We start from the raw sequence: 23,228 nt of genomic DNA, 5'->3' as shown, positions 1-23,228 counted from the left end.
AAGGAGAATTTAATGAAAAGATTTCTTACTATTATCGCAATTGTAGCAGTAGGCGTAGCAGCGCTTTTGATTTTAGGCAGAAAAGACACCCAAACACCAAATAGCAGCGACTCATCAAGTAATTCTACGTCGAGTATCTCAAAAAGGACTGTCGGTACCGGGCCTGTTGAGGTTGTAGAATTTGCCGACTTTCAATGTCCTGGCTGTGGCTCTTTCTACCCAATAGTTAAGCAGGTTAAAGAACAGAATAAAGAAAAGATCACCTTTAAGTTCAAGCACTTCCCGCTCCAAAGTATCCATACCAACGCCAGAGCCGCCGCTAGAGCTACCGAAGCCGCTGCGAACCAAAATAAATTCTTTGAAATGCACGATATCTTGTATGAGAATCAGGCTAGCTGGTCAAGTTCAAACAACGCTCCAGCCATTTTTGAGCAATACGCCTCTCAGATAGGTCTTAATTTGGAAAAGTACAAGTCAGATGTTGCAAGTAGCGCTGTTAACGATAGCATTAACGCTGACCTTAAAGAAGCTCAGGATAAAAAGCTAAGCGGTACTCCAACCATCTTTATTGATGGTAAAGAATTTGATACCAAAGATATTCAAACTGTTGAAAGTTTCACCAAAGCCATCGATGACGCTTTGGCAGCCAAACCAAAGAGCTAAGCAGAAAAGTAGCCAATCTTCTGGACGGCGCAACGCTTTTACTGTAGATTATAAGCATAAAGATTAAAACAAATATTTATGCATGCTTCTCTATTTTCTGAACTGAGCCTAGTCATCGTTGTTGGTACATTGGTGGCGCTTTTTATGCGCCTTATCCGCCAACCAATGATCATCGGTCACATTTTGACTGGCCTTTTGGTAGGGCCGACACTGCTCAACTTAATTCATTCTCCAGAAACAATTGATGTCTTCTCAGAGTTCGGCATTGCACTACTACTGTTTATTGTTGGTCTCGGCTTAAACCCGCGTATTATTCGAGAGGTTGGTAGAATAGCCGCCGCTATCGCACTTGCAAAAATTGCCGTATCTACGGGAGTTGGCTTTGTGCTGGCAAATTATATGGGCTTTGCCACTCGTGATGCACTTTTTGTAGGTATTGGTTTGTCATTCAGCTCAACAATTATTATATTGAAGCTGCTCGCCGACAAAAAAGAGCTAACCAGGCTATACGGCAAAATCTCAATTGGTTTCTTGTTGATTGAGGACATCATCGCAACATTTGCTCTGCTGGTAACGGCAGCATCTAGCGCTGGGGGGCTTTCGGTTGGAGACTTTTTGGGGCTAATAGTCAAATTCTTGGCGTTGGTTGTCGGGATGGTAATAGTCAGAATGGTTGTTATCAACAACATGAAGCAAATTATCGCCAAGAGTCAGGACTTTCTTTTCCTGTTTGCAATAGGCTGGGCGCTTGGAGTGGCAGCTCTTTTTCAAAAAGCTGGTTTCAGCCTCGAAATAGGTGCACTGCTAGCGGGAGTAGTCATGGCTTCACTGCCTTACGCTCAAGAGATCTCGTCTCGCCTCAAAATCCTGCGCGATTTTTTCATTGTGCTGTTTTTCATAGGACTTGGATCGCACTTGGAGCTATCAAACATCAGCCAACTGCTGCCTAAAGCCGGTCTGCTATCGCTTGCCGTTCTGGTTGGTAATCCTATTATTGTAATGACGGTTATGGGACTTTCGGGCTATACCAAAAAAACTAGTTTCCGCACCGGCTTAACTGGCTCTCAGGTCAGTGAATTCTCACTTATACTACTGCTACTAGCCAATCGTACCGGCCAGATTAGTCAAGAAGTTGTCTCACTCGTAACACTCGTTGCGTTAATCACGATCGCCTTCTCGACATATATGATGCTTTACTCCGATAAACTATATTTTGTTTTTGAAAAGTACCTGCAGCTCTTTGAGCGCAAACACGCCAAAGAACGCAAAGAAAAAAATGAGATCTACGACCTAGTTTTAGTTGGCTATCAAAAAGGAGGCCACGAATTTCTTGACTCGTTTTCTCAGATGAAAAAGCGCTACGTTGTCATAGACTACGACCCAAATATCATCGACCACCTCGAGCGACATGGTGAACACTGTATTTATGGTGACGTTACTGACCCTGAACTGCTAGAAGAAATAAACCTCGAAAAATCAATGTTGGTTGTGTCAACTATTTCTGATCTTGGCACTGATCTTTACTTAGCTCAGTGGCTAGAGAAGCACAACGAAAAAGCCGTCTTCATCGTAACTGCAAGTAGCGCTGTCGAGGCAACTGAACTTTACGAAGCCGGAGCCAGTTACGTAGTTTTACCACATTACATTGGTACTGAGAAGATCACTAACTTCTTGATGAAATCTGGTCTAAAAAAGAGCGAATACAAAAAGTTCAAAGACAAACACCTAAGCTATCTAGCTAGTCAAGCCAGCCGCGAAGAATCAGCCGAGCGTAAGATCATAGGCCGTGGCATGCTCGATAGGATGCTCGAGCTCGCCAACAAAACAATCCCAAATAAGAAGTAGTCTAGGACTGTAAAATAGCTTTTAGATCTTTTAGGAATTCGTCTATTACTCCTAAAGTGCATGACCAAGAAGTGACTAGCCGAATTTGTGAGTGAGTGCTGTCAACTTTTGACCAAACATAGAAGCCGTAAGACTCTGAAAGTTTGCTAATAGTCTCGTTGTCTAAAATCGGAAAAAGTTGATTTGTACCTGTTGGCGATATGTCAACACCAAGTTCTACCAGACCGTCTGACAATCTCTTCGCACAGTCATAAGCGTTTTTGGCCAACTGCAAATATAGTCTGTCATTACCAAAAAACCGCGCAAATTGCTGACCAATGATCCTGCCTTTGGCCATAAGAGCGCCCCGCTGTTTAATATGGTAACGGAAGTTTTCTTGTAACTGCCTGTTTACTATAACCATTGCCTCACCATACAAACCGCCGTTTTTTGTCCCACCTAGGTAAAACATGTCTATGCCCAGACTGCCGTAGTCCATTATTGAAATGTCGCAGACTGGTGAAACCAGAGCCGCAGCTAACCTTGCTCCGTCTAAGAAAACGTACAGTCCTAAACTTTTGGCCTTACGCACAACTGATTCGAGTTCCGCTTTTGAGTACAACGTACCAAGCTCGGTCGGCTGAGTTACATAGACCACCCTTGTCATCACGGTGTGCTCATCTTCATGCCTTGAGTTTGCCTCCTCGATTAACTCGGGAGTAAGTTTGCCGTCGCTACTACTTACCCACAGGATCTTGTGTCCTGTTGCTTCTATTGCTCCAGCTTCGTGAGTGTTTATGTGCCCGCTGACAACGCTTATCACTCCCTCATACGGCTTAAGCATTGAAACTAAACCGACTACGTTAGTTATAGTCCCATTTGGCAAAAAATGCACAGCCGCATCTGGCAGCCCAAACGCTTGTTTAATTCGATCTGAGGCTAACTTGCTATAGTCATCGTTACAATAACCTGACTGTTGATCAAAATTATTCTGTGCGATGTAATCCAAGATCTGTGGCGCTACGCCTTCTGAATAGTCATCATAAAATAGATATTTCATTTTTTCTCCTTAAGTTAATTATACTCCTATCTCAGCCAAGTCCGTTGCGGTTTAAGTGCCGCTAATTTAGCCTGTTTGATTCTACCAGCTAAACCTTTGACGGCCGATCTGGCGGCATTTACTTCTATCCGAATTTGCCCGATGCGTTCTCGATCTACTGGATCTTGCGCTTGGAGCTCTCGAACTAGCAACCTGCCTGCCCGAATCGTTTCCTGATTTATATACATCTGTAAACCCAGATTGTCTGGATCTATGCGGGGTTTTATTACCTCACAACTATTTTCTTGATACATGATTTATCTCCATTTTTTTAAACTTAATTAAAAACGACCGCTTCATGGCGGTCGCTCTTTAAGTTTATTTATAGTCGTTTAATACGTTCGAGGAGCAACCGCCTGAATAAAAGATGAAAACAGAAAATAGTCGCCAATTTTTTGGTCGTCGTTACCTAAGCAAGCTAAGATGTGTTGTACTGACATAAACGAAAGTTTAACAGAGTTTTTGACAATATACAAGTATTATTTTGTTGGCAAGCTTTTCTGATTGCGTGTAGATTAGCTTCTAATGAAACTTTTGTTCATCGCCAAAACCTCCTCAGTCTACTCGGGCTGTGTTTCAATAATGGCGAAGCACAGGATAGCTAGACTACCGCTAGAACAGTCCAATTAAAAAGCTTCGCTGAAAAAAGCGAAGTCTTTTTAATTATTGGAGAAATGCGAAATGAAAATACCAGAAGTAGATATTACAATTTTCTATATTGCAAAAAATAACAGATGTCAGGGTCAGACCCTGTTATTAAATGATTTGAGGATTTAGCAAGTTTGGGAGACCTTTAGGGGTAGAGGTTGTTTTGAAGTATGTAGTTTGAGACTGCTGGCGGGGTGTCTCTGCTACGGATCTGCTGATCCACACGTATCTGGGTTGACGAGATTGGACTAAGACCCTTGATTATCTTGGCTTCGACTCCTATACTTTTTGCAACTTTTTGAACCATTGCCCCTTCGTGGCTGCGTAGACCTACTATGAAACTACAATAATTTACTAGTGTGTTGATGCCCTGCCACTCGGCGATGTGTTCAAAAACATCGCTACCCATTATGAAACTAAGGTTTTTGCCGTAGCGTCTTTGCAATACTGGTAATGTGTGGGCAATGGTGAATTCCGCCTCATTTAGACTAATTACTTCGAGCCATTTGTTTTCATTTGCAACTAACTGGCACATCGCCAATCTGTGCTTGAGATCCGTAACGTTATTTTTACGACGAGGGGTAGAATCGAGAAGCAGTACCACTTTAACTAGGCCAGCCTGCTCATACGCCATCTTAGCTAACTCCAGATGCCCATTGTGAATGGGGTCAAAAGTGCCGCTAAAAACTCCAACCATCCTAAATGCCCTCGCAGCATTTGGTTTTGTAGCGGCAAGCAGGACACTCAAAATGACCATGCACTGGTTTTATCGGGTAGTACCCACAAACTTCACAAAACAGCTCTTGTGGTTTTTCGGCAACAACTTCTTCATAAATTGCCTGCTCTTCTTTGTTCATAAGTATAATTTAGCAGACAACCTTGAGCATTGAGCAGAAATTTTGCTGATTTCATTTTGCAGATTTGATAAGTACAATTCATCGTCTGCTATCTGTTACCTATTTATTTTCTGCTAGCTTCGCTCTGTTGGTATGTTATCTCCTCACTGTTATTTTACATGCTGGGCAATGGATTGTGGTAGGCGTAAGCTCAGCCGTCACAACTTCATGACAAAACGGGCACTTAACGCAAGCCATGTAATCACGTTTCTCAACCAACTGATCTGTGATGTCGCATAAGCCGTCGCAACTAGCTTTCTGCGCCTCGTATTGCTTCTCCGTCAAGCCGCCCATTTCGCCCCCTTGCCGGCTTTGGCGGCAGAAAATGCAATTACTCTGGCTGCTTTTTTTCTTACCTGCTTAGTGGGGTCCTGCCTCCCGCAACTTACGTCCTCCTTACATCCGAGTTCTTGACAAACGTAAACCCAACCACTTTCCGAACGTCTGCGGTCATTATTGTGGCCTTTAGGGCATTTAAACTGATACGGCCCGTCCTCATCACCTTCAGCAGAGTCATGCTCAGTAGCTTGGGCCCCTGAAAGATCTGTTTCAATACTTTTGAAAATATCATTTCTTAGAGGAGAAGAACCAAAAACTAGGTCGCTATCTTGCTTGGTCAGAGATATAGGTGAACAGCCACCAGGCGAGCGGTTGGCGTTAACGCCAACAGCAATACTTGCAGCTAGGCTTCGGTTCATAGCATACATCTCAGCAGGGTTAAAAGTTATTGGCGGTGATATGAAGTAGTAGTCTTTGTAGACTATTGGTGTTTCCTCTGGCGGCTGCTGACTTGCAATGAATCTTTCAACATACCCCGCAAGATTCGGTCTGATCTTTTCGAGAGTTGCGTAACGAAGCATTATTTTCATTAGTCGAGCATCGTCATCCTCAAACTTATCGCTACTCGCAATTTTACTTAATCTATCCTTTACATCGTCTTTCAGCTTATCAGCTACTTTAGTTAATATCTCAGATGCAAAAGACTTAATATAAGGGTCGTTACTACCAGTCCCCAATGATTCAGCTATCCTCGGCATATACGCGTCAAATAGATTCCTTATTTCTACAATGTTTTCGTCCAAAAATCCTTCAACTGGAATAAAAGTTGTTGCTGATCCTATAATTTCACTGTGTCTTCTTAGAATCTTCCAGCCTAGTTGTTCGACTTCAGCTTTAGACATTTCGGCTTTATGCACATGATTTATCCAAAAATCGGAGTGTGTGTCTGGCGGTATGAGCATGCCAAACATTTCATCATAAACCTGCGACATCGCATGCTTGTCAGACTGCTTAATGGAAAATGGCCACACCAACATCGTATCTTCATCTTCTCGCCAGGCAATATGGACAACCGACATGCCCTGCCTGTAGCCAATCGAGTCACACAAACCATCTTGTTGAGTGCCCTCTGTTTCCTCATACCACTCTTCTGGTACAAAGCTGGTAGCATTTGCAGTTTCCCCGGGTTTAAGGCCTTGGAAAATTTCAAGCAGTGTTTTATCGCCCGCGTCACGATCAGATTGGTGCCTATAAGTTGGATCGCTTTCGGCTAGTCTACGTGAATGCTCTAAGCTTCTAGTAAGAATGTCTTCCATTAATTGTCCATCTTTGGATACAATCTTGGCGTCAATCACTTGCCTTTTCCTAGGAGCACCAAAGACAAACTCTATGTCTCTTCTCTTGTCTTCCTCAGAAGTGACAATATTCTCTGCCATGGCAGTAATATGATCATCAAAGCTGGCCTCTTGCGCAGCTGCAAATTCTGAGTGATCAACTAAACTATTTTTAGCTGTCAATGCAATAAGAAATCTTGCCCACTTTCTTTCAAGCACAAGAGAGCCACAATATCGCTCACCTTCGTATACTTCCGGATTAAAGCCTGCTGATGCTGCCAATTGAAAAACCCTCTTTCCCTGAAGCAAGAAAGAGGGCCACGAAAAGCCATAATATTTCCTGCTCGGGATTTTATTGCTAGATCGGACTTGTCCCTTTTTTGGGCTTACCGTTGCGGCACAGTTCTCGAATTACACGAGATTCCAGCTATCTTTTTTGTTAAGTACTAGTAGTATAACGCTAATGCCCCACGCTAGATATTGTGTTTTTTACTTTGTCTGATAAGATTAATGCACTATGTTTGACGAGATAAGAGAGAGAATTCACGAAATCCAAGAACCAGTTCTAACGGGCTTACACCGTAGCGCTGTCAAACATGCCGGGCTTTCCGGTGGGCTTTTGGTGGCTCAAGAGCTAGATATCGCGCTGCACCCGAATCAGTCTTTGTTTTCGGCAGTTGCCAAAGGCAGCCCAACTGACAAGCTAGCCGATGTAGCAATGATTGCCAGTATCGTTAGACCAGCCTTCGGTGCTGTTTCTAAAGCACTTAACCAAAGAAACGAAACAAACAAAGCCCTAGAAGATATGGGCGAAATAATAGACAGCGGCCAAAACGTAGTTTTGGGCTTTGATCATGGTGAGGACGTAGTGGCTTTTGCCGCTTCTGCGGTTGCAATTAATAATCAACTTAGAGCTAGAGGTCACATTTTCCGCACGGGTTTTGTTGGCAGTAAAATGCTAGACTTTTTGGAACTAGACACAAATTACTTAGGAGACTTTAAAGATTTTGCAGTTCAAAAACTCGAAGGCATTGGCGTAACGCCCGACACGAAAGGTAGAGTTGCGGCACGAGCTATATTATCAAAAATTTTTGACCGCCAATATCTGACTATCCCAGGCACTGCATCGACAGGCGAACTAAGAAAAGCACACAAGATAGGGATCCGGCATTACAATAACCATGTTTTAAGCGAACTAGAAGGTGATTTAAGCCGAAGATCTATACGCAAAAAACCACCGATGGTAGCTGCGATAGCTCTGCCAGGTGCTATCAACCAGACCAAAGAATCAGGCGATAAAAAGACAGAGACAGTCGGGCGGATAAATGCGACCATCGGGGATGCGATTGCCGAAGCTCTGACTCTCCCAGTTGTAGCAAAACTCAACACGCAGCCGGCCTTCATACTCATGGGATCAGATTTTCGCTGTTTCAATAGTGTTGAATCAGCTAACTTTTTTGGAGAAGAACACATCCGCTTGCTAGCCGAAGCCGACCCCAGTAAAGCTTACCGCTACGATAAGCACGGCGAACTGTTTTGATTTTTATCCGTAGTTTTACGGAGCTGGCGAAGTTTGAGTTGTAGGCTGCGATGATTGAGTATTTTGCACGTTTAGTGAGCCAACTTTGACTAGCTTTTTTTCGCTTGGACGATAAAGAATAGCAAGCCCTGATTTTTCGTAGACAACTAGGTAGTCACCCTTTTTGGCATCAACAAAGAATGGTTGATCTAGTGGTGGCTTTGACTTGTCGTCATCTTGCACAACAGCTGTCAGGCTAGGTTGTTCATTGCTAGGCAGAGTATAAAGTTTGCCAATATCTTCGATGTAGCCAGCGGTTGATTCATTTTTTATCTTATTTATAGTGTTGGTGGGATCTGTAATGAGATCATTTTTGAGCCGGCTAATCTCGTCATTCTTACTAGACAGCTGCCCTCCAAGCTTAGCCGCAGTTTTTCGCAGCTGTACAATCCGCCAGCCACCATAGGCAAGAGCACCGACAATTAGTAGCATAATCAGGGTTTTTACGATCAACATTCGATTTTTCATTTTTGCCATATTTAGTTTTCCTCTTCGTTATGCTGAAATTATAGCATAAACGCTTAGCGCTGTGCGGGTTAGTTTAGATAGCCTAAAGCCAAAAGCGCCAAGATCAAACAGCCGAACGCGATACGGTAATAAGCGAAGCCTTTGAAATTGTGCTTTGAGATATACTTTATTAGCCAGCTTACCGCAAATAATCCCGTCACAAACGCCGAAATCACACCAGCTGCTAACGCCGCCGCGCCGCCAGGCAAGCTAGAGATTTCACTATGATGTTTGGCTAGTTTGTAACCGCTAGCCAAAACCATGATCGGTATACTCAAATAAAACGAAAAAGCCGTAGCAGTTACTCGATCAAGTCCAGCTAGCAAGCCACCGACAATCGTGGCGCCCGATCGAGAAACACCCGGGATTAGCGCCATCACTTGGGCAAACCCAACACCAAGAGCTTGCTTTGGCGTCACCTCATCAAGCCTCGCGGCGGACGGGCTACGAGGTGCACGGTGATAAACCTCTACTGCCAGAAGCGCCATACCACCCAAAATTAAAGCCCAAGCTACAGTTCGAGGCACAGCATATTTTTGTAGAGTCTTGTCTAGAGCTAGCCCAATTAAGCCAGCAGGGATGGTCGCAATTATCAGATTTACCCAAAACTTTATACTTTTATCTTCCCTTTTGAATAATCCGGTAACTTTACTAAGTATATCGACTCGATAATACCAAACTACGGCTGCAATTGCTCCAATTTGCACTACGACGGTAAAAAGCTCAGCCGCATCTTTGAAGCCAATGACTCGCTCAGCGACAATCAAATGCCCCGTGCTGCTTATTGGCAAAAACTCAGTTAACCCTTCGACCACCCCTAGGAAAATAGCCTTCAAGATCAGTAACATGTTTTATCCCCGCTTTAGTGCTAAAGCCATTTATTTTTTCTAAAAAAGTAAGTCGCTAGCCCGATAAGCCCCATAGTAAGGCTAAAGATTATCCAAAAAGCTTGAGGATTATGGGCCGCCGGCAGCGCGATGTTCATACTGTACACACCAGTTATTAGTGTAAAAATACCCATTAAAATCGTAATGCTGGTCATTAGTTTAAAAACTTTATTGAGGTTGTTGGCGGTAATTGTACTATAAGCTTCACGAATGTTTTTTATGGTTTTGAGTTGCGAATCAGTCTGGTTAATCAGCTCCTCACTGCCGAGCTCAAGATCCTCCATAAGATCTCGGTCATCTTCATACAATCTAATCGATTTGCCTGTAAGCAGGTGGTTTAGAAGCGTATTCATCGGCTCAAGCGCCAGAAGGAAGTCGTTGAGGTCCTCTTCGAGGTCAATAAAACTAATGAAATCTTCATTTTTGATCTCCGACTTGTTGAGCTGTGATCGAATCTGCCAAATACGTTTGGCAATAGCCAAAATACTCAATTTATAGCTGCGTTGAATGATGTTTAGGATTTGCAGAAGTGTTTGCGCACGTTTACTTGTGGTTATCTGCCCACTGTTAATAAGCTTTATTAAGCCTTCAAAAGGTTGTTTTGTAACTACATACAGCGTATCAACACCGAAAACTATTAGCACTGGGGTTGTGGTCTGCTTGGCCGTGGCCGGCAAGACATAACGGCTATAGATATATGTACGCTTGTCCCAATCCTCAATACGCGGAGCTTCGTTTGGGTCTAGGCCGTCTCGTAGCAAGTCTATATCAAGCCCCTGCCCTTCTAAATATGTAAGCTCTTCCTCTGAAGGATCTTCGATATAAACTAGACACCCTGCTTTGGCATCTTCGATGACACTTAAAGGAGTTACCCGATTGCTAAAATAATTTGTTATCACTAAGATATACTATAACTTATGAATTACTTTTTAGTGAAGGCCGATCCTGATCATGATTACTCAATCGACGATCTTGAGCGCGACAGTACAACAATTTGGGACGGGGTTCACAACTTCGCCGCTATTGGTTTCATAAAGCAGATGAAGCCTGGCGACAAAGTATTCGTTTACCATTCAGGTAAGCAAAAAGCCGTGGTTGGACTAGCTGAAGTAGCCGATACGCCTTTTGAGAATAAGGCTGATCCGCGACCTAGCTGGGCGGTAGAGCTTAGGTACTTAAAACATTTTGATAAACCTCTGACCTTACAAGAAATAAAAGCTCAGCCAAGCCTCAAAGATTTTAAACTTGTCCGAGAATCGCGGCTATCTGTTATGCCTCTGACAAATGAGGCCCTCAGTTTTTTTAAGGAGAGACAGATTGCGTAAGAGATCGACTAACTCTAAATACAAAATCAAATGATAAATACCAAAATATCGACTGTATTCTTTGTGAAGATAATGCAGTAAATAACCAAATACTAAGAACAACCAAACTCTTCAAAATTATGGTCAATAAGTTCCTGTACGATTTTTGGGATATGAAAAAGATCAAAGAACATATCATGATTATCCCGATTAGGCACGTGGACTCTGTAAGTCATTTCAATCATTCTGAACAGACGAAATTTCTCAAATTACTAAGCGAGTACGAGGCCAGTGGGCACAATTTCTATGGGCGATCACCCGGTGACATAACAAAATCGATTGCTCATCAGCACACCCACTTAATCAAGCCGATTGGCAAAGAAATTAAATTCATTTCGTATGCAAAAAAACCACATTTTTTATTCTTTAGATAAAATTGCTAGGCTGCTTTCGACTTTTAGGCTAGCTTTGTGAGCTACTAGCCACTCACTGACAGCAGTTGCAGCACCGGGCAACGCTTCGTTTGTGTAGTCGTCCACAATTACTACTGAGCCTTTGGAAAGTTTTGGCCAGATCAATTTAAGACTATCTTTTATAGATTCATAATAGTCGCCGTCCAAAAAAGCAAAGCAGATCTTATCAGGTAGATCGTCAGGGCTCAACTCGGAGAACCAAGCTTTTTTAATTTTTGGTAGGCGAAGACCGGCTTTTTTGAAGTTTAGGATTAGCTGTTTTTTCGATGCAGATAGCTCACCAGTTTTAAACTGAAGACCAGCTGGGCTAGAGTCTTGCTTGGACTTTTCCGGCAAACCCTCAAAGCTATCATACAACCACAAAAGCTTAGTTTGTTCCTCCGGTTTTTCCAAGTTTTCCAAGGATAGTCCTTGGAAAGGTTTTGGGCTAGCTATTTCTTCGTTAGGCTTTCCAAGGATAGTCCTTGGAAAGGTTTCGAGAGACCGTTGGAGAAACAAACTAGTAGTACCAACGAAGCAACCAAACTCAACAGCGTCACCCTCTACTAGCGCTTCTAATACACGGCGTAACTCACGTACGATTACAGTTAGTTCGATCGAATCAATTTGATCAGAGATTAACTTGTGACCCTCAAATTGTGTCATTTTGGAACGACTGCGTGATAGTCGCTGCCCTTTTTGTATTTCATTATCTCTGACTTACTCATCGACCAAGTATCCAATAGCGGTTGCAGGATACGCCAACTTTCTAAAATCTCATCGCTACTGGCAAACAGGCTCTTGCGTGAATTTAGGGCATCGACTATGACTTGTTCGTAGGCATCTGGCAGCACAGTGTTTTCCGGATAACTAAATAGCATTTTTTGGGTTTCAAACTCCAGTTCGTAGCCTGGCTTTTTAGTGTTTAGGTCAATTTCTAAGCCTTCATCGGGCTGAATCTTAAAACGTAGACAGTTGCAGGCTTCGCCGCTATTTGACCTGAAGTAAACCTTTACCTCGGTTGATTTTTTGTCGAAGGCCTTGCCAGTAGTCAAACGCAGCGGCACGTTTTTCCAGCGAACGTTGCGACTCTTAAGCACAAGGCTAACAAAAGTCTCAGTTTGACTGCCAAAATTCTTGACTTCCTCCTGATAAGAATCATACTGACCTCGAACTGCTAGCGACGGGTCAGCCGAGCTAATTGATTTTAGTGCTTCCAGCCTTAACTTGGGTAGATCGTCCCAATTTAGCCTTTTTGGAAGAGTTAGAATAGTCAGGCTAAGTAGCTGCATCAAATGGCCTTGCACAAGATCACGCAGAGCACCTACTTGCTCATAGAATTTGGCACGACCTTCTATCCCAACCTTTTCCACGGCTATAACTTCTATCCGTTCGATCGCACCGCTTTCCCAAACGTACTGAAACATAGCGTTACCACTCCGGAATGCCACGATATTCTGGGCCATTTCTTTTGCTAGGTAATGATCGATGCGGTAGATTTGCGATTCTTTATAGTATTTTGCGGCATGTTCAACCATGTCTTTTGCAGATTTGTAATCAACACCAAAGGGTTTTTCAAACAGTATTTTAGTATTAGTCCCGTTAATTTTGGCCAGCCCCAGGAACTCCGTTATCTGAGCAGTTGCCAAAGGTGGCACAGATAGATAGAATACCAGCTGCTGGTTTTCGCTACTACCGAGATAATCGGCCAAACCTACATAGTCATCCTTATTGGCAAGGTCCATGCAATAAACTGATGTGACACTTTGTAGCTTATGCCCAACCACATCGCTAGCGCTAACATTACGTCGACTTACCCCGACAATCTCTAGATCATCAAACACTTTGCGTTCCACGATCTGTTCCAACGCTGGCAACAACTTACGTTTAGCCAGATCACCCGTTATTCCAAAAATTACTAACTTGGTCTTCATCGAAGTTTTAGGCGGCGCCTTCGCCGTTTAGATTGTGATTACCAAATTTATTGCGCTGGGCTGCGACAACTTTAGTGGCGAAATTTGTCTCTCCTTTTTGACTACGCAAGCGCACATCGAACGAAGCACCAATAGCTGGTAGCTCGATATCGCACTGCTTGGCCGTCTCGATCGCCCAACGTGCTTCACCGCTCTCGGCAACATAGCCAGAAATTCCGTCCATATTTGGGTTCTCAGCTAGAGCATCGCGGCTGAGCTCGTTAAGCCATGATGTGATGACGCTGTGATGCTGCCAGACTTCACCGGCAGCCGCTAGATCAATCGCTTCATAAGGTCCTTCTTTGAGTAAACGATATCCCTCGCCGAGCGACTGCATCATGCCGTATTCAATAGCGTTGTGTACCATTTTGACATAGTGCCCGCTACCCGAAGGCCCAAAGTGTTTGTATGCTCCCCCAGGCAAAATAAGGGTTTTTAGAGCTGGCTCCACACAAGTAAACGCTTCCGTTTTATCGGCACCGCACATTAACGGGAACCCGTTCTGGTAACCCCAAACACCGCCACTTACGCCAATGTCAACAAGTTCCATGCCAATTGCTTTCATTTTTTCATTTAGCTGCCTAGTTTTGCGGTAATCGGAGTTGCCGCCGCTAACTATAACGCTGCCTTTAGGTAATATTTCAGCCCAGGCGAGCATTTCTTCGTCGGCCACCTCAGCTGGCAACATCACCCAAACAATTATTTTCTCATCGCCAAAGTTTGCCAGCACCTGTTGCTTGGTCTCAGCGCCAATACAACCATATGAAACTGCTTCCTTAATTGGCTCTAGGCTGCGATTGTGTGCAATCACCTGGTGTTGGCCGCTTTCAGCTAATTTACGAGCGATCTGCATACCCATTCTGCCTAAACCGTGAATCACTATTTTCACAATAACTCCTTTATATCTGTGTAGACTACTACATCCTTAATTTTATTTAATAACATGCTTGGAAGCTCCGCGGTACTAGACGCAGCCGCCTTCAAACGGCTAAGCGCATCGAGCTTTGCCTGCCCCCGCGCCACAACAAATGCCTTATCAACACCCACCAACCAGTTCGGCGTAATGGTCATACGTACATAATCTTGCCAAACATAGCCATAAACGGGTTGCTGCGCATCAACTGCCGCTGAACCTGGTAATATCCCGGCAGTATGCCCGTCAGCACCGATCCCAAAAGTAGCTATTGTAAAGTCGGACTTTTTGGTCAGATCTTTTAGGAGATTGGAGTAGTTTTGAACTGTTTGATCGAAATCTAAATTCTTGGCTAAAACGTCTATCCACGTGGCCTGGCCTGTCTTGAATCCAGCCTGCTTCAACTGCTGAAAGTTCGAATCAGGATGCCCAGACTCACCAAAGCGCTCATCCATAGCCAAAATAGTTAGACCCTCTAGACTTACGCCTGAGCCAACCAAGTGATCCATAATTTTAACTTGAAGTAGGGTGTTACTACCACCACTGCATAACCACAAAACTCTGGATTGCCGATCGAGCTGAGTTGCGATCTCTGTAGCGATAAGAGCCGCCAAGTCTGAAGAATACCCCTTAAAACGCATATTAATAGTATAGCTCAATCATCTGTCAAACTGTTTACAAATGTGTAATCACCACTGTACCGACGGGTGCCCAATCGTAAACCCATTTGGCTTCTGAAGTCCTCAGTCCAACACAGCCGTGGCTACTATTAATCTGGCCAAACCACCAGTCGGGCCGCCAATAAACTCCGTGGATTGCATAACCACCATAAAAATAGTTCACGTATTGAACGCCTGGCTGAAAATAACTTGTACCGTCGGCGTTTTGACCTCGCATATCTTGAGATTTTAGTTTGTAGAGAATCTTATACATACCTACTACAGTTGGAGTAACGGGAGCGCCTGCGGAGACCAAAAAAGTCTTTACCTTTTTGTCCTTCTCATACACGTCCATATATTTGTTAGTCAGATCGACAACTATCCATTTGTCGTAATCTTCAGCTGAGACCTTACCATATGCTTGGTTGGTAACTGTTAATTGAACTGCAACGGGTTCAGCGGCTAGCAACTTGTTAGATATGTCGGCCGCGATAGCATCTTTATCGGCAACGTCTGTTCCATCACGACCAGAAACTAACTTTAATTCGCTACCATCGTCTCTATGCATTATAATCTCGCTTCGTGCTGGATTAACATAATTTTTGGCTATCTTGTCGATGTAAGCCTCAATTTCACCACTGTTAAATTCTAGATTGGGCTTCTTATCGTCTAATGAAATAGGGCTTATCCACGACCCGATTTCGGCTCTACTAGGCTCGAAAGTCTTGCCTGCTATCGTTAGGCTAACCTTCTGAGCTAAACTGTTTGCAACTCTTGCCGCAATCGAGTTAGTGTCTTCATCGGAAACGAAAGGCTTAAGCTCCGAGGACTCCATCGTGAAAATTGTTGACTGGAGTTTGGCGGCTGACTCAGTAACCCTTGCCTCGGCGTTTTTGACAATAAAGCCTCTCCCTACACTGCTTTTACTAAGTTGGATATTGCCGTTTTCAATAACTAAAGTAGCGTTGGTGGGCGCCTGCTCGACTTTAGTCATTTTTTCTTCTACAAATGCCGCCATTTTGTCTTTATCAACCTGGAGTTCGGCATTGATTTCAGTAACCTTCCACCATTTTAGACGTTGCCAAATACTGCCTTTTTCCTTTGCTTCAAGTGCCTTATTGACGCTTATCTCTGCCAACAACTCAATTCCAGCGTCAGCTGGTGTATAAAGCGATGCTTTTTCGTTGTTATCTTTGACCGATAATGTGACTTGGTTAAAATTGTCGTATAGATTTGAAATTAGTTTACTTTTGTCTTCGGCACGTTCGATTTTTTGGCCTGCCAATTTTACTTGGCCAAATGACCCTTGGCGTAACAAAAGTCTATAAACCGCCAGGCCGCCGCCCGCCAAAAGAATTAATATAGTCAGAACTACTGCTGTGATAGTCCAGGCATTAGTTTTGTCGGGAACGGTATAGCTAAGAGGCTCGTGATGAAAACTGGTATCAATCTCGGACAGTTTTTCTGAATCTTCGGCGCTAGCTTTGATCTCATCTAACGGCTGTGCTTCGCTGCTGCTGACGTCTAACGCTGTCTCTGAAGTAGTTTGGTCACTACCTAATCCTAGATCTAGTTCAACATCGGCCGGCTGATCTTCAGCTTGTGCATCGACCGTATCCTCTGAGGGCTGACTTACGGCCACTCTTTTGTCACTTTCTACTTGGTTGTTTTATTTGTTGTATTGGTAGGCGTCTTTGTGTCGGCAGGTTGGGTGCCGTTTGTCTTGAGTTCTGAAGTGTTTATTATCGGAGCAATGTTGATAATCTGTCGGTTAGCTTCGCGGTAAATCATAGCGCGCTTTGGATAAATTATTAAGTAATCACCCTTTTGAACGTTTTTGTAGAATTCTGCGTTAGAGCTCTTGAGTTTTTCAGGATCTTCGACGCGAGCAACTGTAGGTGATTCTGTTTCTTGAATTAAGATATCTTCCTTCAGTTTGTCGAGTACGCGTGCTGTCTCGGCTTTGTTCTTGTCTTGCTGAGCTGCAGTTGGGTTTGCCTTTAGATCTCGGTTTTGCTTGTAGAGCCAGCCAGCTAGTACGGCTAGCGCAACAAGAACTAGCACAACTAAGATTTTTCCAGCTTTTTTGTTTAGTGGTAGTTTTGGCATTACTTTGTTTCCTCTCTCAGATGACTCTTCTTTTTTATTCACTCTTATGATATCTTCCATAAAATTCCCCTCTTTACTTATAACCTATTGTATCAAAAAGTTTATGTTTTATCTTGATGTAGTGAATGATTGTTCGGCTTTCATGTAGTCGATGTCCATGGTTCGGGCGGTGGTGCCGACGGATTTTATCATCAGATGCCCAAAGCCGAGCGCCCTTGCCGTACCCGTTGGTATGTTGGTGGCGATGGTTCCGACATTAGTGCCATTGATGTAGAAGGTGGCGGAGGTACCGGCGGCATTGACTTCGACGCGCAATTTGTACCAGGTTGCAGCCGCTACGGCCGTTGTTGTTGTGGTCCAGCTACGCGTTGAGTTGCTGGCTGTTCTGATTTGCCAGTTGGCGCTCGCAGCCGATCCGGTTGAAACACCGCCTTCGTCGTACACAAATGAAACTGCATCCACTTGATTAGCTGCGGTCGCGGTATCAAACAGACCGATGACCAACTGGTATCTCTCCGTTCCTGTGGAAAGCGTGGCAATGTTTACCGCCGTCTCGTACGACATCGCTCCGCCGCCGAGCGCAAAGGCAGTCAGATTTGAAGCAAATGCCGTGCGCCCCGTAGCGGTAGTACCTGTGGTAGAGCGGAAAATACCCGGGCGATTGGCGGCAACGTTGGCACTCGCAGCCGTCGCCGCACCTGTTCCGCTGTTTGTGGCGTATACGTCTTGGCCTGTTGTCGTAGGACTACCCGTAAATTCGCTGAAGAAATAGTAGGTTGCCGCCGTGTCATTTTGACTACCTGGGGCCGAGATACAGTCTTTCCAGGTGCTTGATTCGTAACAGCGAAACTTGGCCAGGCCAGAATCGTAGTACATGGCACCGTTGACTGGGCTACCAGGCGCAGTAGTAATGCTGTCGAGCACCAGAAGTGAGCCAGTTGCGATAGCTGAGGCTGGGTCGCCGATGTAGACACCGCCATTATCTTGAACAATAAATGCTGTGGTGCCGTTATCTTGTACGATGAAATCGCCGGTGGATGATAGGTTTGTTACGACATTGCCAGCGCCACCAGCCGTAAAGGTCAGGTTGTTGGCTCCGAGCGAAATCGAAGTAGCTACGTCGAGCGACATGGTGTCGTTTAGTTCGGTAAAGTCAAGGGCGTCGGGTGCGACATCCGCCGCGGCAATCGTGCCGTTCGCGATTTCGGCAGAGCTAATATCGCTGCCCAGCTTCGTGACGTTGGCGCTCAAGGCGCTGTCGCTCACCGTGCTAGTGGCGCCAATTGTTAGCGTGTCAGAAATTTGTGTATCGCTGAGTGTACCGGTGTAACTAAGGCTACCTAGCGCCAAGGTGCCGCTACTGAGCGTACCGGTGTTATCAGCGTCGAAGATGTAGCTTTCGACCGTAGCCTCTGAAATAATCGTGTCATTGTCGGCAGCACAGGCCCAGACATCGGTCGTTTCATTCCATTTTAAGACCTGAGCATCCGAGCAGCCCTGGAGGAGCGCAACCCCCGTAGCAAGCGCTTCAATACCCGAGCCGGAGCTAGTCGTAGAAGATAGCCCGTCGGCACTAGCTGCTGTTCTGACAGCGATGTCATCGGCGTTGACGGTAATGCCGTTGCCTGCACCAATGTTGAGTGTGGTGGTGCCGCCAAGCGAAACGCTACCACCGTTAAGTAAGCCGTTACCCGCGCTAACCGTGAGCGATGAATTGGCCAGCTGGCCGTTGGTGATGCCAGCCGTACCAGAAATGTCGGTTGAGGTGATCGTTCCGTTCACGATCTCGGTCGAGTCAATGTCGGTGCCGAGTGCCGCCGCAATCGTGATCGTGTCGGTGGTGCCGTTGCTGGTAATTGTAACGCCGCTGCCGTTTGCCAGCGTCAGCGTGTCGGTCGTCGTGTCGGCGGCCGGGTTGCCAGCATCCGGGGTCGCGATCGTCGTAAAGACATTTTGCAGTTCGTTGGTCGTGCTACCGTCGACTTCACTGGTCAGATAGCCATTGTTCGCCACATAGGTATCGACCTGGGCCTCGCTAAGTACCGTGTCGTCAAGGTAGCCGCTAAGGTCTACGGTCGTGCCGTCGCCACTCAAGCTCAAAATATTGCCTGCGAGCGATAAGTCCTGAGAGTCGGTGTTGTCCATAAAAGCCGTAAGGTCGACGCTGCCGCCCGCCACCAGGCTGAGCGTATTGCCAGCAAGCGATAGGTCTTGCGTATCGGTATCTGCATCGGCCGCGCAGGCCCACGCACTGCCATTCCATTTGGCAATTTGGTTCAGCCCACAGGACAGCCCGGCCAGAACATCGGTATTGTCCATGTATGCGCTAAGGTCAACCGTTGTGCCATCGCCGCTTAGTGCCAATGTATCCCCCGCGAGAGACAGGTCCTGGATTTCGTTAGAAGTTGAGCCGTCAACTTCACTAGTTAAGTAGCCATTGTTTGCTACGTAGGTGTCGACTTGGGCCTCGCTAAGCTGGGTGTCGATGTCGTTAGCACATACCCAGGCTGTTGAGCCATTGCTCCACTTAATAACCTGCCCATCCCCACAAGAGTTCTGGGCAAGGTCGGCCAGAGTAATAGTGCCATTGGTAATCTCGCTGGAATCAATGCTTACCCCAAAATCATTCGTAAGGTTCAAAGTAACTGTGCCACCTAATGATACCGATCCACCGCCAGACAGACCCGTACCAGCTGTTACAGTCACAGCCGAATTAGCCAGTTGAGCGTTGGTAATACCGGCGGTGGCCGAAATGTCGCTAGTTGTGATGGTACCATCGACAATTTCACTGGAATCTATCGCCGTGCCTAAAGTTGCAGCGATGGTGATTGTATCGGTCGTTCCGTCACTCGTAATTGTGACGCCGGCACCGTTAGCAAATGCTAATGTGTCTGTAGCCGAGTCTGCTACAGAAGCTGTTCCTCCTGGTGCAGAAATTGTTTCGAACAAGTTTTGTGACCCCGCTAAAGAGCCACATGCCCAGGCCGAACCATTCCACTGCATAACCTGATTCGTCGAGCAGCCGTTCTGGGCAATGTCGGCAAACAAAATTGTGCCGTCAGTAATTTCGCTGGTATCTATTGCGGTGCCTAAAGAAGAAGTCAAAGTTACCGAACTCCCCAGTGCAACTGCCCCGCCGCCCGACAAACCAGAGCCAGCGGTAACTGTAACTGCGTTGTTGGCCAGTTGAGCGTTGGTAATACCGGCCGTAGCCGAAAGGTCAGCCGAAGTTATCGTACCATCGGTAATTTCTGTACTATCTATGGCTGTTCCGAGTGAGGAATTTAGCGTAACTGTGCCACCTAGCGAGACTGAGCCGCCGCCTGTTAGCCCTGTTCCAGCAGTGACTGTGACACCCGAATTGGTTAGCATTGCATTAGTCACACCGCCAGCGGCAATCCCTAGTGTATATGGCGACACGCCTGTGCCGCTGCCAGACCTGGTTAAACCACCACTGACAGTTGCATCTGTAACCTCGTTGCCAATAACTCCGTCAACTTCACTCGTTAGCCCGCTGTCAGCCGCACAGGCCCAGCCACCGACGACCGTGTATTTAAGGATTTGGCCGTCGCTAGAACAGTTTGCTAGTTTGGCTAGCGTAATGGCTCCGTCAGCAACATCGACTGTGGCAATTGAACCGTCTACTATCTTACTTGAGTTAACTGAACTGTTAGCTAGATCGGCTAGGGCGACTGTACCATCAGTTATTTCACTAGAATCAATGCTTGCACCAAAGTCATTGGCTAGGTTTAGGGTAACTGAACTACCTAGAGTGACCGCCCCGCCGCCAGATAAACCAGTGCCAGCGGTAATGGTGACGGCGGAGTTGGCTAGATCAGCATTAGCAACTGAACCATTGACGATTTTGGAAGAATTAACTGAATCGGCGGCTAGATCAATCAGCGCGACAGTACTATCGACGATTTCTGAAGAATCTATGTCGGTGCCGAGCGTAGAAGATATGACATTGAGACCCGATACAGCAATACCTGTTCCAGCGGTGTAGGTGGTGTCGTTGTCGGCAGCGCATGTCCAGCCAGTGTTGTATTTGAGTACTTGACCGTTGCTACAGCCGTTTTGGGCAATGTCGGCAAACAAAATTGTGCCGTCGGTAATCTCCGTGGTGTCGATGGCCGTTCCGAGGGTCGATGTCAAAGTTACCGAACTGCCCAAAGCTACTGCCCCACCGCCAGATAAACCAGCTCCAGCTGTCACCGTGATGCTGGAGTTAGCCAGCTGTGCATTGGTGATACCAGCCGTAGCCGAAAGATCGGCAGTTGTGAGCGTGCCGTCGCTAACTAAGGCTGCAGTTATGGCGCTTGCGGCAATGTCAGCGGTGGCTATGGTACCGTTGACGATTTCTGAAGAATCTATGTCTGTGCCAAGGGTTGAGCTAAGCGTCACCGTGCCACCTAGCGAGACCGAGCCTCCGCCCGTAAGGCCAGTGCCAGCGCTAACTGTCAAAGCAGAATTTGAAAGCATGGCATTGGTAACTCCACCTGCGGCAATGCCGAGTGTATACGGCGACACATTCGTTCCCAGACCCGCGCGCGTTAGGCCACCACCGGCAGTTGCATCGGTAACCTCGTTGCCAATAACTCCGTCAACTTCACTCGTTAGCCCGCTGTCACTAGCACAGGCCCAGGCACTACCGTTCCATTTGGCAATTTGGTTCAGCCCACAGGACAGGCCGGCGAGTACATCTGTATTGTCCAAATACCCTGCCAAGCTAACTGTGCCAGCGCTGCCAGATATAGACAACGTATCGCCAACCAAAGAAATGCTCTGCGCGTCGGTGTTATCAAGGTAGCCTGCCAGATTCACCGTGCTGGCGTTACCACTAATCGACAGCGTGTTGCCGGCAAGCGAAATGCCCTGCGCGTCTGTGTTATCAAGCAGGCTAGACAGATCAGCAGTATTACCACCACTAATGGACAGAAGGTGCGTGCCTGTTGAGTAGCTTAGTGTTTGCGCATCAGTGTTGTCTAGGTAACTGGCCAGATTCACCGTGCTGGCATTACCGCTAATAGACAGCACATTTGATGCGACCGAAATACTTTGAGCATCGGTGTTGTCTAGGTAACTGGCCAAACTAACTGAATTACCATTTAGAATAGACAGCGTATTGGCTACGAGGCTCAAAGTTTGGCTGTCACTCGAAGCAGCAGGACTAGCACACGCCCAAGCGCTACCATTGTACTGCGCGATCTGTCCGGCAGTACAACCAAGTGATGCTAAAACATCAGTATTGTCTTTAAGGCTAGATAAATCGACTGAATTACCGCCGGCAATAGAAAGAATGCTTGCTCCGCCAAAACTAAGTGTTTGGTCATCGGTTGCTGGATCGCCGGACGGCCCTTGAGCTCCCGCCGGGCCCTGGGCGCCATTTGTGCCATTAGTTCCATTTACTCCTGCTGCCCCATCAGCACCTTTTTCGCCCTGCGGACCAGCCGGACCTTGTGGGCCAACTGAGCCTGAATCACCTTTTGCACCTTGAACTCCAACGACAGTCGGAGCTTGTTTGTCCGTCTGTGCAAAGAAGTTATTGCCCGAGTCAACATAAGTACAGCCATTGCCAGAAATTGACCCGTCTCGATTGCCAATCAAACGATAAAGAAAATTATTTGAGCTGATATTGAGGGTCTGAGGACACTCAGCTTCTACAAATACCTTCTTTTCGACTACAGGGTCTTTACAGCCCGTTGGGATATCCTCGGCATCTAGCCCATCTTCTGCAGCGCTTGGGTCACCACTATGACATACCTGAAAAGTTGACGAGCCTGTATCTGCGAACTTGGGTATGCTAACCGGCAGAGTGTATTGGCCGTCTTTGACAACCACATCTTGGAAATCCTGAGATAAAATCTGCTGACCACTAACGGGGTTGAACGCCACTACGCGCATGTCATAGTAGCCATCTTGGGCAATTGTCTTGCCATCAGCTTTTCTGAGCAATCCCTGTAGCGGCACCCGGTTTGGGCGCAGGACAAAATAACCCGCCGCGAGCAGGAAGCCGATTATTACTGTTATTACAGTAGTTTTTGTCTGTATTTTGATAAACGCCCCCGCGAGATAATGTACTAAAATACAGTATACCGCTAA

At 46.0% G+C, this 23,228-nt stretch carries 20 protein-coding genes; 5 read left to right on the top strand and 15 right to left on the bottom strand.

From position 1 onward, the window contains the following. Nucleotides 1-12: 12 nt before the first annotated feature. Both IPO96_02565 and IPO96_02560 read left to right on the top strand, forming a co-directional pair. Nucleotides 13-663 carry a thioredoxin domain-containing protein gene (locus tag IPO96_02565; GenBank protein QQS64449.1) on the top strand — a complete coding sequence of 217 codons (651 nt, stop codon included), beginning with the start codon at nt 13-15 and terminating at the stop codon, nt 661-663. Between the two features lie 78 nt (nt 664-741). After that, nucleotides 742-2,508 carry a cation:proton antiporter gene (locus IPO96_02560; GenBank protein ID QQS64448.1) on the top strand — a complete coding sequence of 589 codons (1,767 nt, stop codon included), beginning with the start codon at nt 742-744 and terminating at the stop codon, nt 2,506-2,508. Between the two features lies 1 nt (nt 2,509). Here IPO96_02560 and IPO96_02555 read toward each other — a convergent pair whose 3' ends face one another. The 5 genes from IPO96_02555 to IPO96_02535 form a co-directional block, all read right to left on the bottom strand. Then, entirely contained in the window at nt 2,510-3,547 is a 1,038-nt protein-coding gene (locus IPO96_02555; GenBank protein ID QQS64447.1) for an aminotransferase class V-fold PLP-dependent enzyme, read from the bottom strand. Between the two features lie 26 nt (nt 3,548-3,573). Continuing rightward, entirely contained in the window at nt 3,574-3,840 is a 267-nt protein-coding gene (locus IPO96_02550) for a hypothetical protein (protein ID QQS64446.1), read from the bottom strand. Between the two features lie 539 nt (nt 3,841-4,379). Beyond that, complete coding sequence (locus IPO96_02545; protein QQS64445.1) at nt 4,380-4,991, bottom strand: nicotinate-nicotinamide nucleotide adenylyltransferase; 612 nt, start codon at nt 4,989-4,991, stop codon at nt 4,380-4,382. Nucleotides 4,992-5,226: 235 nt separating this feature from the next. Further along, nucleotides 5,227-5,424 carry a hypothetical protein gene (locus IPO96_02540; GenBank protein QQS64444.1) on the bottom strand — a complete coding sequence of 66 codons (198 nt, stop codon included), beginning with the start codon at nt 5,422-5,424 and terminating at the stop codon, nt 5,227-5,229. Next, nucleotides 5,412-7,025: a hypothetical protein gene (locus tag IPO96_02535; GenBank protein ID QQS64443.1), complete on the bottom strand. Its 1,614-nt coding sequence runs from the start codon at nt 7,023-7,025 to the stop codon at nt 5,412-5,414. Before IPO96_02535 ends, IPO96_02540 begins: the two co-directional genes overlap by 13 nt. 235 nt (nt 7,026-7,260) lie before the next feature. On the opposite strand from IPO96_02535, the gene IPO96_02530 reads away from it, so the two are divergent. Then, entirely contained in the window at nt 7,261-8,283 is a 1,023-nt protein-coding gene (locus tag IPO96_02530) for a hypothetical protein (GenBank protein ID QQS64442.1), read from the top strand. A 15-nt stretch (nt 8,284-8,298) separates the two neighbouring features. Here the strand turns inward: IPO96_02530 and IPO96_02525 are convergent, their stop codons facing one another. Genes IPO96_02525 through IPO96_02515 form a run of 3 tightly spaced genes read right to left on the bottom strand, consistent with a single transcriptional unit; the run spans nt 8,299 to nt 10,615 of the window. Continuing rightward, complete coding sequence (locus IPO96_02525; GenBank protein ID QQS64441.1) at nt 8,299-8,799, bottom strand: hypothetical protein; 501 nt, start codon at nt 8,797-8,799, stop codon at nt 8,299-8,301. 59 nt (nt 8,800-8,858) lie between these two features. Further along, nucleotides 8,859-9,677, bottom strand: coding sequence for an undecaprenyl-diphosphate phosphatase (locus IPO96_02520; protein ID QQS64440.1), 819 nt, complete (start codon nt 9,675-9,677; stop codon nt 8,859-8,861). A gap of 20 nt (nt 9,678-9,697) precedes the next feature. Then, nucleotides 9,698-10,615 carry a magnesium transporter CorA family protein gene (locus tag IPO96_02515; protein QQS64439.1) on the bottom strand — a complete coding sequence of 306 codons (918 nt, stop codon included), beginning with the start codon at nt 10,613-10,615 and terminating at the stop codon, nt 9,698-9,700. An 18-nt stretch (nt 10,616-10,633) separates the two neighbouring features. On the opposite strand from IPO96_02515, the gene IPO96_02510 reads away from it, so the two are divergent. Further along, nucleotides 10,634-11,041, top strand: coding sequence for an EVE domain-containing protein (locus IPO96_02510; protein QQS64438.1), 408 nt, complete (start codon nt 10,634-10,636; stop codon nt 11,039-11,041). Between the two features lie 119 nt (nt 11,042-11,160). Beyond that, a complete protein-coding gene (locus tag IPO96_02505) occupies nt 11,161-11,454 on the top strand; it encodes a hypothetical protein (GenBank protein QQS64437.1) in 294 nt (97 codons plus the stop codon). Here the strand turns inward: IPO96_02505 and IPO96_02500 are convergent. Genes IPO96_02500 through IPO96_02470 form a run of 7 tightly spaced genes read right to left on the bottom strand, consistent with a single transcriptional unit; the run spans nt 11,440 to nt 23,096 of the window. Beyond that, nucleotides 11,440-12,138, bottom strand: coding sequence for a class I SAM-dependent methyltransferase (locus IPO96_02500; GenBank protein QQS64436.1), 699 nt, complete (start codon nt 12,136-12,138; stop codon nt 11,440-11,442). The two genes, IPO96_02505 and IPO96_02500, sit on opposite strands and share 15 nt — an antisense overlap. Further along, nucleotides 12,135-13,406 (bottom strand): glucose-6-phosphate dehydrogenase (NADP(+)), encoded by a 1,272-nt coding sequence (locus IPO96_02495; GenBank protein ID QQS65400.1) that lies wholly within the window; start codon nt 13,404-13,406, stop codon nt 12,135-12,137. The genes IPO96_02500 and IPO96_02495 overlap by 4 nt, the downstream gene beginning before the upstream one ends. A gap of 7 nt (nt 13,407-13,413) precedes the next feature. After that, entirely contained in the window at nt 13,414-14,334 is a 921-nt protein-coding gene (locus tag IPO96_02490; protein ID QQS65399.1) for an NADP-dependent phosphogluconate dehydrogenase, read from the bottom strand. Next, the gene (locus tag IPO96_02485) at nt 14,331-14,999 is read right to left on the bottom strand and encodes a 6-phosphogluconolactonase (GenBank protein QQS65398.1); all 669 of its coding nucleotides are present in this window, start codon (nt 14,997-14,999) and stop codon (nt 14,331-14,333) included. Before IPO96_02485 ends, IPO96_02490 begins: the two co-directional genes overlap by 4 nt. Nucleotides 15,000-15,033: 34 nt before the next feature. Next, nucleotides 15,034-16,659: a L,D-transpeptidase family protein gene (locus IPO96_02480; GenBank protein QQS65397.1), complete on the bottom strand. Its 1,626-nt coding sequence runs from the start codon at nt 16,657-16,659 to the stop codon at nt 15,034-15,036. A gap of 14 nt (nt 16,660-16,673) precedes the next feature. Beyond that, entirely contained in the window at nt 16,674-17,186 is a 513-nt protein-coding gene (locus IPO96_02475) for a hypothetical protein (protein ID QQS65396.1), read from the bottom strand. Nucleotides 17,187-17,234: 48 nt separating this feature from the next. Next, entirely contained in the window at nt 17,235-23,096 is a 5,862-nt protein-coding gene (locus tag IPO96_02470) for a collagen-like protein (protein QQS65395.1), read from the bottom strand. Nucleotides 23,097-23,228 lie beyond the last annotated feature (132 nt).

The organism is Candidatus Saccharibacteria bacterium, assembly GCA_016700315.1.
Classification (GTDB): Bacteria; Patescibacteriota; Saccharimonadia; order Saccharimonadales; family SZUA-47.
Note: the sequence above shows the minus strand (reverse complement) of the source record. Positions and strands in the feature narration are given on the sequence as shown.

Bases quoted from the DNA above. Each gene is read 5' to 3' on its own strand.
- IPO96_02500 (QQS64436.1), bottom strand. From the start codon at position 12,138: ATGACACAATTTGAGGGTCACAAGTTAATCTCTGATCAAATTGATTCG.
- IPO96_02545 (QQS64445.1), bottom strand. From the start codon at position 4,991: ATGGTCATTTTGAGTGTCCTGCTTGCCGCTACAAAACCAAATGCTGCG.
- IPO96_02565 (QQS64449.1), top strand. From the start codon at position 13: ATGAAAAGATTTCTTACTATTATCGCAATTGTAGCAGTAGGCGTAGCA.
- IPO96_02540 (QQS64444.1), bottom strand. From the start codon at position 5,424: ATGGGCGGCTTGACGGAGAAGCAATACGAGGCGCAGAAAGCTAGTTGC.
- IPO96_02495 (QQS65400.1), bottom strand. From the start codon at position 13,406: ATGAAGACCAAGTTAGTAATTTTTGGAATAACGGGTGATCTGGCTAAA.
- IPO96_02485 (QQS65398.1), bottom strand. From the start codon at position 14,999: ATGCGTTTTAAGGGGTATTCTTCAGACTTGGCGGCTCTTATCGCTACA.
- IPO96_02550 (QQS64446.1), bottom strand. From the start codon at position 3,840: ATGTATCAAGAAAATAGTTGTGAGGTAATAAAACCCCGCATAGATCCA.
- IPO96_02510 (QQS64438.1), top strand. From the start codon at position 10,634: ATGAATTACTTTTTAGTGAAGGCCGATCCTGATCATGATTACTCAATC.
- IPO96_02505 (QQS64437.1), top strand. From the start codon at position 11,161: ATGGTCAATAAGTTCCTGTACGATTTTTGGGATATGAAAAAGATCAAA.
- IPO96_02555 (QQS64447.1), bottom strand. From the start codon at position 3,547: ATGAAATATCTATTTTATGATGACTATTCAGAAGGCGTAGCGCCACAG.
- IPO96_02525 (QQS64441.1), bottom strand. From the start codon at position 8,799: ATGGCAAAAATGAAAAATCGAATGTTGATCGTAAAAACCCTGATTATG.
- IPO96_02530 (QQS64442.1), top strand. From the start codon at position 7,261: ATGTTTGACGAGATAAGAGAGAGAATTCACGAAATCCAAGAACCAGTT.
- IPO96_02475 (QQS65396.1), bottom strand. From the start codon at position 17,186: ATGGAAGATATCATAAGAGTGAATAAAAAAGAAGAGTCATCTGAGAGA.
- IPO96_02560 (QQS64448.1), top strand. From the start codon at position 742: ATGCATGCTTCTCTATTTTCTGAACTGAGCCTAGTCATCGTTGTTGGT.
- IPO96_02520 (QQS64440.1), bottom strand. From the start codon at position 9,677: ATGTTACTGATCTTGAAGGCTATTTTCCTAGGGGTGGTCGAAGGGTTA.